We start from the raw sequence: 13,380 nt of genomic DNA on the forward strand, positions 1-13,380 counted from the left end.
CCCTGTTCAGTTGCATTTTATCAATTGAATTTCGGCTTTGTTTCAAATGGTTTTATAAAACAGCTACCCAACAAGGATTGAAGAACAGGACTGGTGTCCCGGACGCTTCAGCACATGGTTGGGTAAAATGCGCTTTAGAGACCTGCTTTCAAAATTCATCGCTGATGACAATGGCAATTTTGCCATCATGTCGGCCATTCTGCTGATGCCGCTGCTTTTGGCCGTCGGTGCAGCGTTGGACTACAGTTCGTCGCGGGACCATCGCAATGATATCCAGGTGATTTCCGATTCGGCTATCCTGGCGGCGGCTTCGAGCTATTCCTCGTCCTCGGGCGTCGATGCCCTGGCGGCGGAGATCGATAGCTATCTCGCCTCCGATACGGCGGATCAGGGCGCCAATGATGTCGATAGTGCCGCAGTCCCCAAACGGTTGAGCGGCCCGACCCTGTCAGCGGATGGCAAGGAAATCTGCGTCGTCGTCGGCGAAAGCGTTCCCACCAGTTTCATGCAACTGGCCGGGGTCAAGACGGTGAATGTTTCCGTCAAGTCCTGTGCGGCGCTGCCGGGCAATATCGATCTCGAAGTGTCCCTGGTGCTCGACGTATCCAGCTCGATGATTGAGGAAGGGCGTTTCGGGCCGATGCAGACGGCGGTGAAGAGCTTTCTAACCTCCTTTGCCAATGATGCGACGGTTGCCAAACGCAGCAAGATCGCCATCGCGCCGTTTTCCAGTCGTTTCAACATCGGCCTTCCCCATAAGGATTGGCTGAAGGCTTATGGTGGCAATGCTGCCGTTCCTAGCCGTTGGACCGATCCCAAGTCCTATTATTCGTCCTCAAGCTATAGTTTCACGCAGTGGATCGATAATGTGACGCCGCTCGCCTATACCTCGAAAAATTACTATTGGATCGGCTGCGTCGAGCCACGTGCCGATGTCGAAATGAAAGATAGTGGTAGCATCGGCACCAATGGCCTGAGCGACGCACCACCCAGCACCGAGGCCTTCGTGGCCCAGGATTCCAATAGCGGTTCCTCTACCAGTTTCTGCCCGCCACCCATCGTCTCCCTGACGTCGAGCTTTAGCACGTTGCAAAGCGCCATCGCCAACATGACGTCGGAAGGCTCCACCCGGCTCGATGCCGGTATGCTGGCGGGATGGTACACGCTGTCGCCGAAATGGCGTTCGGCATGGGGTGGAGGGACCTCGCCCGCCGATTATTCCGAGAAGGTCAAGAAGGTTATTGTTTTCATGACCGATGGTGAGATGAATGTGAAATACGGACCCAGTGACTCTGACAAGCTGGACTGGATCTGCAACAAGACCCGCACAAGCGCCTGCAATGACATCGCCACCAATGCGCTTCTGACAACTTGCGACTCGATCAAATCCAACAATATCGAGATTTACGCGATTTCCTATAGTTCGGAAGCCGATGTCCAGAATTTGCAGACCTGTTCCAGCGGAACCAAATATTACTTCAGCGCCTCCACCACCAATATCAAGGATGTCTATACGGCGATCTCCAAGAACATTATCGGCAGTACGGTGCGGCTGACGCAGTGAACAGGACGGCGACAGACGGGATGAATAGCAGTGCGGGTGACAAATCGCCTTGATTATGAGATAGGCCGGGTCGTCACACTCGCAAAGGCCAGGCCCGATGAACGACACGCACCGGACATCCTCCACGGCGCCCACCTCCCGCAAACGCCGTCAGAAGGGCCGCGACACCACGCCGCCCGGCTTACAATCTGGCAAGCAGCAGCGCGAGGGGCAGGGCAAGGCCGGTCCTGCGGCTGCCTCCGGTAATGACAAATGGGCGCAGGCCCGCCGCGTTATGAAGACGGATCGTTTTCGCGCCAGTGCGCTGCTGGCCGGTTTCGGCCTGTTCCTGTTGGCCGTGTCGCAAAGCCTGCCGCATGATTATGGTTTCACCGAGCTGGGCGCGCTGTTCACCTTCTCGGTATATGATCTGGTTCTGGCCATGCTAGGCATCGCGGTCGCCTGTGCGATGATGCCCAGCGCCCGACAATTCGCCATTACCATCGGCGTGTTTCTCGGCGTCTTATCGGTCATGCTGCTATTTTTCGACCCGATTTTCGTCGCCATCCGCGAAAGCGCGCTGGGGCAGGTGCTTTACCTGATCGCACCGCTGGCCGTCGCCATCACCGGTGCCAGTCTCTGGCTTTCGGGGCGCTGGCGGGATCGGGCCATGCTGGCATCCGCTGCTGTTGTCGGTTTTTCCTTCTCGTTGTTTCTTGGCCTGGACGATTTCGGCGTCGGCATTCCGTCTTTTGCGATTGCCTCTGTGCTTTCGGCCCTGTGGATCATTCTCACCCCGGCCTTTCTGCTACGCTGCTTCAAGGGCCCCTGGCTGAACATTCCCTCGCGTATCCTCGGCAGCTGGCTGCTGGTCATTGCCATTATCGTCACCGTCTCGCTCTATGTGCCGCTGCCAATCAAGACCCAGCCGCCCGTCGATCTCGGCCAGCCGGACCTGTCAATCGATGGCGAGGATCCCGGTACAGCTCCGACCGACCCCTCTGCCCTGCAGGACCCCTCTGCCCTGCAAGATAAGGGCGCCTACGGCTCGATGAATTCCAATGGCACGCAGGTGCCTGATTTCCTGGAAGAGGAACCAAAGCCTGACCCCAATGCCCCTTCCGTGTTCGAGGGGTTGAAAACACCGAAGATTGGTGGATGAGAATGCTTATGGCAGATGCCTTGTTTCTGCGGTCGGGCGTGCATTTGATGCTTGTGAAAGATGGGCGCGCATGCGTTGCGACAGCCAGTCGGTGAATACCAGCCGTCGTTCATCGGCGGCAAAATCGCTATTGGAGACGGCGAGATAATGGGTGCCATCCTGATGAAACGCACCGAGTGCGGCCAGTCGTCCGGCTGCCATATCCGTCGTCACCATATGGATCGATGCCAGCGCGACACCCTGGCCAGCCATCGCCGCCTCAAGGGCCAGATAGAAATGCTCGTAAAAAATGTCCGAGTTGAACTTGCGGGTTCCCGGCTGGGTCTTGCGCCAGTTCAGCCAGGCATCGGGACGCGAGCGGGTATGCAGGGCCGGTACGCTGGGGCGAGGTGCGTTGTTGAGATCAGCCGCCACCTGCGGCGTGCAAACCATTCCCATCGCTTCCGGCGCCAGTTCCCTCACATGCAGGCGGGGGTCGATGGCAAAATCGTTGCGCCGCACGGCAAGGTCGACGTGATCGCGGCGAAAATCGATTTTTCCGCCCGCGGCGAGAACCTTGACATCCAGACCGGTCCTTTCTTTCAGATCGCCAAGGTTTGGTATGAGGAATTTCAGGCAGAGCGTCGGTTCGCAGGAGACGATCAGGGGTTGCGCATAGGCATTGCTGCGAAAATCCGTGACGACATTTTCCAGATCCTGGAACACGGAGGCAAGCCTGGCCGCCAGTTGACGACCGCGCTCCGTCAGGAAGACCGCCCGGTTACGGCGAAGGAACAGCGGCTCGCCCAGACTTTCCTCCAGATTCTTGACCTGCTTGCTGATCGCCCCGTGTGTGACGTGCAATTCCTGGGCCGCCAACACAAAACTTTCATACCGCGCCGCCACCGCAAAGGCCTTCAAAGCCCCCAATTGTGGCAGGCGCGCCATCCTGGATCGGAATTCGGAACTGTCGGTCATATGTGTGAATTTACCTCACGCTTTTGCTCGAAAATATATCGGTTTTCACGAAACACAACATATGATTGATAATCGGTGTCGGCGGGTTACGCCGATTAAATCGGAGCCATTTTAATGCAAGGCAATATTTCAGTTTTAAAGCACAGCGATCCGGCCAATGTGACCAATATCGATGTCTGCCAACAGTTGCATGACTTCGATTTTGTGTTTCTTGAAGGCAACAATTTTCTCGATGTCATTCATCAAAGCCATTTTAGCAGCCAGGACATTGCTGATTTTCAGGCGTCCTGGGATGATCTTAAACCGGATACCTATATGGCCGACGGCGGCAAATATCGCCTTCGCCGGTACGCAACCCTGACGGGCGCGCCTAAGGGCGGGCCCGTCAGTCTCGAAAAGCATCAGCCACATTTCCAAACGACCTCCTACAATCCTCTGAATGGCGGCATTGAGCGCCATTTCGAGCCGGTATTGGCATCGACCATTGAAAATCCGGTGATGCAGGCGATTTTCTCCTTCGCCTCTTCCACCTTCGGCGCTCTCTCGCCTTTTTCGACCTGGCACATGGAGTTGCATCAGTTCCGCATTGAAGCCGTGCAGACCGGTGGAAAGCCAACACCTGAAGGCGTTCACCGCGACGGTGTGGATTTCGTGCTGATGGTTCTCATCAATCGGCAGAATATTGTTGGTGGCGAAACCTCCATCCTGGATCGGGACGGCGTCAAGCTGGCGGAATTTACGCTGACGGACCCCTTCGATGCTGCAATTGTCAATGATGAACGCGTTGCCCATGGCGTAACGCCGATCACCAAGCTCGATCCCGACCAGCAGGGCCTGCGCGATGTTCTGGTCCTGACCTTCCGCCGCAAATAAATGCAGATGTCAGCCGCGCGGAACCGCGCGGCTGTTGCCGGATCCGGAGCCCACATATTTATGGAACAAATACTTCTGATTGCTTCGATAACCTGGCTGGCCGTTCTCAGCCCCGGCGCGGATTTTGCCATGGTGTCGCGCAATAGTTTTCTCTATGGCCGCAAATCCGGGCTGGCGGCCTCGATGGGCATTGCCATCGCCTGCTGGTTTCATGTGATCTATGCCATGTTCGGCATTGCGATCATCCAGCATATTTTCCCCAATATTCTGGATATCATCAAATTCGTCGGCGCGGCCTATCTGGTCTATGCGGGCCTGGCCACGGCCTTCAGCAAGATACGCGATGTCGAAGGCAGTCTGGTTCCCAGCGACAGATCCATGGGCCGGGAAATGATGACCGGTATTCTGACCAATGGTCTCAATCCGAAGACGTCGATTTTCGTGATCAGTCTCTACACGCAATTCATCGGTAAGGACACGCCGCTGTCGCACCAATTGCTTTGGGGCCTGTTCATCTCCCTGTCGCATTTGCTGTGGTTCGCATCCGTTTCGACCTTTCTGTCCAACCCGGCCATTCGAACCGTTGTGCTGCGTCGCCAGCGCCTGTTCAATATCCTGATCGGGGTCGTGCTCGCCTCGCTGGGGGCCATTCTGTTCACCGCGGGCACTTTGGGGAGTGGCGCGCAATGACCGCATCCATCTGTTCCTTCATCGATCTCGAAGGCGTTCTCGTTCCGGAAATGTGGCCGCATATCGCCAAGTCGTTCGGAATTCCCGAACTCCAAGCGACCACGCGGGAAATTCCCGATTACCGTCAATTGCTGGATCAGCGGATCAAGCACCTGTCCGATCACCACGTTACCCTGGCCGAAATCTGCGCCAGTGTCGCGGAACTCGATCTGTTCAATGGGGCGGTGGAATTCCTCGCAGCGCTCAAGCTGCGTGGGCGTGTGGTGATCGTCTCGGATTCCTTCAGCCCGATGAACCGGCATTTTATCGAGCAGATCGCTGCTGATCAGGTCCTCTGTCACAGTTTTCAGACCAATGACGAGGATATCGTCACCGGCTTCGACTTCTGGAATGGGCTGGCTGGAAAACATCTCTGTTTCGACGCCGTCGATACCGAGGGGTGCGCCCATTTTGCAATGGGCGACGCGTTGAACGACATTTCAATGATCCGTGCGGCGACCTATGGCGTGCTGTTTCAGCCCTCGATGGCGACGCTGCTGGCCGCGCCGGATCTGCGGGCTACATCATCCTATAGTGAAGTCCTCGATATCCTCGATGAAGCCATTTATATCAATAGCAGATCGGCCTCAAAGAGGGCCACGACTTTCCTGGGGAGCGCTTTCGGCTGACAGCATATACGACCACGTATCATGCTAGAGTTTTCCTTACAGCACCGTGCGTTTTATAAAACGCACGGTGCTGTAACGTTTTAAATCTGCTGCATAATTCCTTAAATCGACTCCGATTTAAGGAATTATGCAGCAGCGTCACCGCTCCCGGAATGCCTTGTTGAAATAACTGGCCAGCGGTTTGGTGAGGTAGGTGAAGGGTGAGCGTTCCGTGGTCTGGATAAAGGTTTCGACCGGCATCCCCGGCAGGACCTGGACATCGCCCAGTCGGGCAATTTCCTGTTCATCGGGCTTTATCTTCGCCTTATAGAAGCTGTTTCCAGTCTTTTCATCATTGAACACGTCGGCGGAGACCTCAATCACCGTGCCGTGGATATCCGGCGTCTGGCGTCGATCAAAGGCGGCAAACACCAGATCGGCCTTCTGGCCGACATGCACCTGATCGATTTCATTGGGCGGCAAATTGGTGGTGATCACCAGCCCGACATTCTGCGGTATGATATAGAGGATCGGTTCTGCCGCTTTGACCACGGTGCGCAACGCATGCACGGTCAGGCCGAACACCACGCCGCCGGTTGGCGCGGTCACTTCGGTGCGGCCAAGGGTTTCCAGGGAGGAGACCCGTTTCTGACGCAATTCGGCAATCTGCGCTTCGGCATTGCGCAGATCGGTGATCGATTGTTCACGCAGCTCGCCACTAACATTCAGAATAGCGATTTCGATCTCGGCGATCTTGGCGCGGCTTTCGGCAATGCTGGCCATGGACGAGGCGATCTCGCCGTCTGCCTCGACCTCGGACCGTTGCAGCGTCATCACCTTGCTGGTCTGGGTCAGGCCGTCGCGCAGCAATTTCTGCTGCACGGCCAGTTCCTCGCTGATCAACTGCCTTTGCTGGCGCAGCGCATTGAGCTTGGCGTTCAAGCCCTCGATTTGCTGGGCGGTCTGGTGCTTGCGCTCCTGCAATTGCCCGACCTGTTTGTCGCGGTTTTCCTGTCGCGCCTGCAACAGGTTGCGCTGGCCCTCGACAATCTCGCGCACATGGCTGTCGGTCTTGGCCCGTTCGACAAGCTCAGGGTCGAAGCTGATCTCGCTCTTGCCATCCTGTTCGGCGGTCAGCCGCCCGGCATTGCCGAGCAGCGAAAACAACTGGTTTTCAATGATCGTCAGCTCGGATTGGTCGAGCTTTTCATCCATTCTGAGCAGAACCTGGCCGGGCTGGACGACATCGCCCTCCTTGACCAGTAAGTCCTGCACGATGCCGCCAGCCTGATGTTGTACCACCTGACGGTTGGTTTCCACCTCCACCGTGCCGCTGCCGACCACGGCGCCCTGGATGGTGGTCAGTGCGCTCCAGGCACCCAGCCCCAGCACCAAGACCGCCAGCGCGCCATAGCCGAGCGCCGTGTGACCGCGGGCCTGCCAGACGTGGCGTTCCGGGGTGGACGACACCCGCTTTGGCACAGGGGATGTGGGCAGGCTTGCCGGGGAAGAGGAGGCTGGCGTCGATGTCTGGGAAAACAGGCTCATCGTCTCTCTCCTATGGCTTGCGCGGGGCGCCGGGTACGAAACCGGTCATGGTGGTTTCCTGTTTGGCATTCCCCCATGACGTATTTGTCTTCGTGCCAACCACTTGCTGGGCATTGCGCAGATGGGCGCGCAACACTTCGTCGCGTGGGCCGAAGGCGGCGCGGGCGCCATGGTCCATGATCAGCACCAGATCGCATTCCTCGATTGCCGCCGGGCGATGCGCCATGATCACGGCTGCTCCGCCCTTGGCCTTGAGGCCGCGGATCGCCATGTTCAGCGCCACGGAACCCTCCGCATCGAGATTGGAATTCGGCTCATCCAGAATAAGCAGGACCGGATCACCGTAAAGGGCGCGGGCAAGGCCGATGCGCTGCTTCTGCCCACCGGAAAGCCGCTGGCCGGTGGCGGGCAGGGGGGTGTCGTAGCCCTGTGGCAGTTTCAGGATCATCTCATGGGCTGCGGCCTTGCGAGCGGCGGCAATCACCTTGTCCGGGTCGGGATCGGCGGTGAGGCGGGCGATGTTTTCGGCAATCGTGCCTTCAAACAGCACCACGTCCTGCGGCAGGTAGCCGACATGGTCGGCCAGCCCGTCTGGGCCGTATTGGTCCAGAGCGGCGCCGTCCAGCCGGATCTTGCCCGCCATCGGCTGCCAGACACCGGTCAGCAGCCGGGCAAGGGTCGATTTGCCGGAACCACTGGGGCCGATCACGCCCAGCGCATGGCCAGGGCCAAGCTCGAAACTCATCATCCGCAGCGTCGCCACGCTTTCGCCGGGCGGTACGGCGGTAACCTGCTGAACCTGCAAAATGGCACGGGGCCTCGGCAGGGTGGTGCGGCTGTCTTCCTCGGGAATCTGCTCCAGCAGGGTTGAGAGATTGCGCCAGCCTTCCTGCGCCCGCTGCATTAGTCCCCATTGGGAAATGGCCGTCTCAATCGGTGCCAGCGCCCGGCCGATCAGGATTGATCCGGCAATCATCGCGCCAGCCTTGATTTCGCCGCGCAGCACCAGCCAGGCACCCAGCGCCAGAATGGCCGATTGCAGGAAGATCCGGAAGGTTTTGGACACGGCTGTGTAAAAGCCATTGGCATCCGAATAGGCAATGCTGGCGGCGAGCGCCGTGTGGCGCGTCGCCTGCCAGCGGGTCGCCGCACTCTTGCGCATGCCCAAGGCCTTGACCGTTTCGGCGTCACGAGCCAGCGCCATGGTCATCTCGTCGCTGATCCGGCTGGCATCCGCAGCTTTTGCCTGGATGCGCTTGGTGCCGCGCTGGTTCAGCAGTGTCAGCGCGATCAGCACCAGCCCACCCGCCAGCGCCAGATAGCCCATCCAGGGATGGAAAACGAAGATCACGAACAGGAAAACCGGCGTCCATGGAATGTCAAAAACCGCAAAAATCGCCGAGGACGCCAGCATTTTTTGCAGGGCGTCCAGATCGCGCATGCCGCGTGGACCGGCAACGCCCTTCGATGCCAGTGCGGATCGATCGAGCAGGGCACGAAACACCCTGATGTCGAATTCGCTCTGGAGCCGTGCCCCGATCCGGGCGGCGATGCGTGACCGGACGTGGTCGAGAATGCCCATGATCGCATAGAGCAGAATGACCAGCAGAAACAGGACCAGAAGCGTCGCCTCAGAGCGCGCCGCCAGCACCCGGTCATAGACCTGAAGCATGAACAAGGGTCCGGTCAGGACCAGAAGGTTGACGAAGAAACTGAACAGGGCAATGGACAGGAAGCCCGCCTTGCTGCGCGCCAGGGCTGCCTGTAACTCCTCGACGCCGCCGCGCGTGGTCTTACTCCGGCTCATGAATAGTTCTTGATCATTGAAAACCCCTGAATCGGAGCCCGACAGAACAGCCACCCCTGGCTGAGACCTGTCCGGCCTCTTTACCGACCCCCTTAAATGGGAGTGGTTTTTAGAAATAATGCAGAAAAAACATATTATTATGACGATAGTTGGTAACCCTTCCGAGGTCACGGTCTGCAACTCAGCCTTTTAGGTCTTTATGGCAATCTTCTCGTTAAGGTACAATTCCCTCCACCATGCAGGATTTAAAAAAATCCTGCATATTACAATTTTTTCGGCCAGTCCCGGATACAGGAACTTCGGGCCCTTGACTGCGCAGCCAGTTAAAAACGGTCATGAAATAACATCGTATAGGATGATACCACGAGAAGCAGGGGCTTTAAATATTGAGGAGGAAACAGCCTTCGGGAGAAGCCTTTGACCTGGTCGGAGTGGAGTGATTCGAACACTCGACCCCCACGTCCCGAACGTGGTGCGCTACCAGACTGCGCTACACTCCGTGACCAGTGGCGCTCGTATAAACCAGGGTTTCACAATAGACAAGCGGGCGGCTTCAAAAAAATCATGGCTTTTCAACAGGGGCAAGAATGCCGCAAGCAGAGGGTGCTGCGTGCATTGAATGGTTGCAGTAAGATTGAGTTAATTCATTGTATTTAAATAATAATATTATCTTGCGTCAATTTCGGCTCGTGGTGTTTCACTGTTGCCGTTTTGAAACAAGTTGACGTGAGCGAGAAACTTGGTGATTTCCAATTTCAGGTTTTGGGGATAAAGGCGAAAGACAAAGTGGCACAGGGATGGCCGGGGCAGGGCTCTGCCCGGCCGGGCCGCTTGAAGCGGGTTACCAAGGGACAGAATTATGAATTTTCGGATCATGCTGACGGCTGGCTTGGCGCTGGCGCTGGCTGGATGTACCACGACATCGGGTGTCATGCCTGTACAGAAGAAAAACCTGGTAGAAGAGCGCTGGGTCGGCCAGCCGGCGGGTGCCTTCTTTGCCAAGTTCGGACCACCGATCAACGACGAACAGGCTGGCGGTGCCACCGTCTATAGCTGGCGCGGTGGCTTCAGGACCCGCACGGTCGCTCCGACCTATGCGCAAACGCCCGATGGCAAGCGCGGCAAGGTCACCAAGGCCGGGCGCACCGAATATCTGCGCTGCGAAGTGCGGGTCACGGTCTCTCCGGATTATGTCATCCGTGCGATCAAGCCTGTCATCGACAGGCCTGTCGAAAGCGGCAAGACCTGGTGCGAAGAGTTTCTGGGCGGCGCATAATGCGGTGATCCACGTGATGAGGGGCCGCGCAAACATCATTTGATGGTGTTCGGTTTTCGAAACCGTGTCTTCTAAAGGTCAACGATGAACCAAGGCGAGGTTGTCAGGCGACCTCGCCTTTTTTGGTGGGGGCGTCATTTAGAGATTCGTGCTTTCACGCACAGACCTGCTCAAAATGGGTTTCTTTGGAAATCTGGCCTTGCGCCGGCGGCAAAACTGCGTCCCAGCGACCGGTTTTCAATACCTGTTAGTCGAATATTTCCACGGTCTGGGTGAGGCGGGATTTTTCGTTGCGGGTATGACTTCGACCTTTCGAATTTACCCAACCTATTTTAGGGAAATATTAAATCTTAATTGTGCTATATGAAATCTATCGTTAAAACACCCATGATGGGTGGCCTGTCGCACTCTTGCCAAGCCAAGAAAGCAGCGTCAGGTTCGTGAGAGCTTGCCTCTCCCTCTGTTCCTTCCCCACCCCCCATCAGTTTTAAGAGGCGAGGCATAATGTCTTTTTTGGCCAATGCGAGCATTCGCACGAAAATTTTGTCGCTGATCGTTCCGGTCTGCATGATCGGAGTCGGCGGGCTGGGCTACGCGGCCAGTAGTTATAAGTCCACGGATACCGAATATTCTGATTTCATCGCAACCGACAGTATCGCGGCAAGCCAGATGTATCGGACAACGACCTCTCTGCTGGCGATGGGATACGGCGCCTATCAGCTTATCGCATACGACGTTGGTTCACTCGATGTGGCTACCGTCAAGGCAGCCTATGCAGATGCGGTTTCGACCGTATTCAAGCGTCTGGATGCTGCCAAGGCGCTTGTGCCCGAGCTGTCAGGTGATATCGACCAGTTTGCCAGCCGCGCCCGCGATATTCAGGCCCTGACCGACAAGGCGGTTCAATTGGTTGCCGATGGAAAGCGCGATGAAGCCAGAGCTCTTCTCGTCAAGGCGGATCCATTGATTGCCAAATGGCGTGACGATCTTCGCGACTGGAATAACACCAATACGACGGCCCTCCTGAAAAAAAGTGATGCACTGACCGACCAGACGAATTCAACCATCCTGACGTCATTGACCATTGTCGGCAGCGTTATGCTTATGGCCATCATCCTGGCTCTGTTCGTCACCTCGCGTGGCATTATCGGTCCGATCGATAAGCTTCGCAGCCGGATGATAGCGCTGGCAAACGGTGAAACGCAGCAGGAAATACCAGGCCTGGCGCGCAAGGATGAGGTTGGTCAGATGGCTGCCGCTGTCGGCGTGTTCCGCGACAATGCCGTCGAGCGCGCCCGTCTGGAGCAGGAAACCGCGGCCAATCGCAGCCTCTCGGAAAAAGAGCGTCTGGAGCGCGAGGAGCAAAAGGCCAGGGAAGCGGCGGATATCCAATTTGCGGTCGACAATCTGGCAAACGGGCTTTCGCATCTGTCCGATGGCGACGTCTCCTATCGGATCGGCCAGCCTTTCGTCGCCCATCTGGATGGCGTGCGCGCCAGCTTCAACAGCTCGGCTGAAAAATTGCAGGAAGCGCTGACCCATGTCGCCCAGAATGCTAGCGCTATCGATGCGGGTGCCAATGAAATAAAGTCGGCAGCTGATGATCTGGCCAAGCGGACTGAACAGCAGGCAGCTTCCGTCGAGGAAACGGCCGCAGCCCTGGAACAAATCACCACCACGGTGAAGGATTCGACCCGTCGTGCCCAGGAAGCGGGAACCCTGGTTTCGCGCACCAAGGCCGGCGCAGAGCAATCCGGTGAAGTGGTGCGCCGCGCCGTGATCGCCATGGAACAGATCGAAAAGTCATCGGCTGAGATTTCCAACATCATCAGCGTCATCGATGAAATCGCCTTCCAGACCAATCTTCTGGCGCTGAATGCCGGTGTCGAAGCGGCTCGTGCCGGTGAAGCAGGCAAGGGATTTGCGGTCGTTGCCCAGGAAGTGCGCGAGCTTGCCCAGCGTTCCGCCAATGCGGCAAAGGACATCAAGGCGCTGATCACCACCTCCAACAGCCAGGTCCAGTCCGGCGTGCAGCTGGTGGGTGAAACTGGTACCGCACTGCAAACCATGGTGGCCGAAGTGCAGGAAATCAACCGGCATGTCAGCGCTATCGTCGAGTCGGCCCATGAGCAGTCGTCCGGCCTCCAGCAGATCAACACGGCCGTCAACCAGATGGACCAGGACACCCAGAAGAACGCGGCGATGGTGGAGGAATCCACGGCTGCAAGCCACGGCCTGGCAAGAGAAGTCGCCTCGCTGAACCAGTTGCTGTCGCAATTCAAGCTGTCTGGCGGCGGGCAAAGTGGGTTCAATTCTGGATCGGCCTATGCCGCCCCGGTTCGTCCCGCCTCTGTTCATCCCGCTCAGGCTCCGGTTGCTTCACCCGCCCGTGCGCTTGGCCGCAAGATCGCCAGTGCCTTTTCCGGCAAATCGTCAGCGACGGCTGCTGCTGCCGATCAGTCCTGGGAAGAGTTCTGAGATTATGGTTTGCCAGACTGCTGAGCAGTTGCAGGTGCAGTAACTGCAACGCTCAAAGGGGAGATTCCCCTGTTATCAAGGATATTACGCCGGGAAGCCTTGCTTTCCGGCGTTTTAGTTTGGCCGACATTTTAGTTTGGCCGGCATTTTAGTTTGGAATGAGCCGGAGCGGCAGCCACAAAGGCAAGAGAGGAACGGGGGCAGGGGTACAATGAAGGGGCGGCAGGAATTGCGCCATATCTTTGGCTTTGAGTGATATTTGCTCCGCATTGGCGGCAGCATAAAAGGCAATTCCTGTCTTTTGGCGATAAAACCATCGATACTTGGTCAAATGACAGGCTTATGCCGGGCGCAGCCAGGTTATGCCAAGCGCAGCCACTGGGAGTGGGCCTTGGTCGG

The 13,380-nt window shown here is 57.2% G+C and carries 10 protein-coding genes and 1 tRNA gene; 7 read left to right on the plus strand and 4 right to left on the minus strand.

Annotation, left to right across the window (positions count from 1 at the left end; genetic code table 11):
* Positions 1–127: 127 nt before the first annotated feature.
* Both AVCG78_RS02275 and AVCG78_RS02280 read left to right on the plus strand, forming a co-directional pair.
* Complete coding sequence (locus AVCG78_RS02275) at positions 128–1,564, plus strand: vWA domain-containing protein (protein ID WP_071202670.1); 1,437 nt, start codon at positions 128–130, stop codon at positions 1,562–1,564.
* A 97-nt stretch (positions 1,565–1,661) separates the two neighbouring features.
* The gene (locus AVCG78_RS02280) at positions 1,662–2,705 is read left to right on the plus strand and encodes a hypothetical protein (RefSeq protein ID WP_071202672.1); all 1,044 of its coding nucleotides are present in this window, start codon (positions 1,662–1,664) and stop codon (positions 2,703–2,705) included.
* Positions 2,706–2,711: 6 nt separating this feature from the next.
* On the opposite strand, the gene AVCG78_RS02285 is transcribed toward AVCG78_RS02280, so the two are convergent.
* The gene (locus AVCG78_RS02285) at positions 2,712–3,662 is read right to left on the minus strand and encodes a LysR family transcriptional regulator (protein WP_234665090.1); all 951 of its coding nucleotides are present in this window, start codon (positions 3,660–3,662) and stop codon (positions 2,712–2,714) included.
* Positions 3,663–3,776: 114 nt separating this feature from the next.
* Here AVCG78_RS02285 and AVCG78_RS02290 point away from each other — a divergent pair, with 114 nt between their 5' ends.
* Genes AVCG78_RS02290 through thrH form a run of 3 tightly spaced genes read left to right on the plus strand, consistent with a single transcriptional unit; the run spans position 3,777 to position 5,893 of the window.
* On the plus strand, positions 3,777–4,535 hold the full coding sequence (locus tag AVCG78_RS02290) for a 2OG-Fe dioxygenase family protein (RefSeq protein WP_071202674.1): 759 nt from the start codon (positions 3,777–3,779) through the stop codon (positions 4,533–4,535).
* Positions 4,536–4,595: 60 nt separating this feature from the next.
* The gene (locus tag AVCG78_RS02295) at positions 4,596–5,225 is read left to right on the plus strand and encodes a LysE family translocator (RefSeq protein WP_015915216.1); all 630 of its coding nucleotides are present in this window, start codon (positions 4,596–4,598) and stop codon (positions 5,223–5,225) included.
* Positions 5,222–5,893: a bifunctional phosphoserine phosphatase/homoserine phosphotransferase ThrH gene (gene thrH / locus AVCG78_RS02300; RefSeq protein ID WP_015915217.1), complete on the plus strand. Its 672-nt coding sequence runs from the start codon at positions 5,222–5,224 to the stop codon at positions 5,891–5,893. The genes AVCG78_RS02295 and thrH overlap by 4 nt, the downstream gene beginning before the upstream one ends.
* 138 nt (positions 5,894–6,031) lie before the next feature.
* Here thrH and AVCG78_RS02305 read toward each other — a convergent pair whose 3' ends face one another.
* The 3 genes from AVCG78_RS02305 to AVCG78_RS02315 all read right to left on the minus strand — a co-directional run bounded on the left by AVCG78_RS02305 (position 6,032) and on the right by AVCG78_RS02315 (position 9,727).
* Positions 6,032–7,420: an HlyD family type I secretion periplasmic adaptor subunit gene (locus tag AVCG78_RS02305; RefSeq protein WP_081355436.1), complete on the minus strand. Its 1,389-nt coding sequence runs from the start codon at positions 7,418–7,420 to the stop codon at positions 6,032–6,034.
* A 10-nt stretch (positions 7,421–7,430) separates the two neighbouring features.
* On the minus strand, positions 7,431–9,227 hold the full coding sequence (locus AVCG78_RS02310; protein ID WP_071202677.1) for a type I secretion system permease/ATPase: 1,797 nt from the start codon (positions 9,225–9,227) through the stop codon (positions 7,431–7,433).
* 423 nt (positions 9,228–9,650) lie between these two features.
* Positions 9,651–9,727 (minus strand) — tRNA-Pro (locus AVCG78_RS02315).
* A gap of 359 nt (positions 9,728–10,086) precedes the next feature.
* Here AVCG78_RS02315 and AVCG78_RS02320 point away from each other — a divergent pair.
* On the plus strand, positions 10,087–10,503 hold the full coding sequence (locus AVCG78_RS02320; protein WP_015915220.1) for a hypothetical protein: 417 nt from the start codon (positions 10,087–10,089) through the stop codon (positions 10,501–10,503).
* A gap of 504 nt (positions 10,504–11,007) precedes the next feature.
* The gene (locus AVCG78_RS02325) at positions 11,008–12,981 is read left to right on the plus strand and encodes a methyl-accepting chemotaxis protein (RefSeq protein WP_071202681.1); all 1,974 of its coding nucleotides are present in this window, start codon (positions 11,008–11,010) and stop codon (positions 12,979–12,981) included.
* Positions 12,982–13,380: the final 399 nt, after the last annotated feature.

Origin of the sequence: Gillisella vitis (assembly GCF_021559775.1) — a bacterium.
Classification (GTDB): Bacteria; Pseudomonadota; Alphaproteobacteria; order Rhizobiales; family Rhizobiaceae; genus Allorhizobium; species Allorhizobium ampelinum.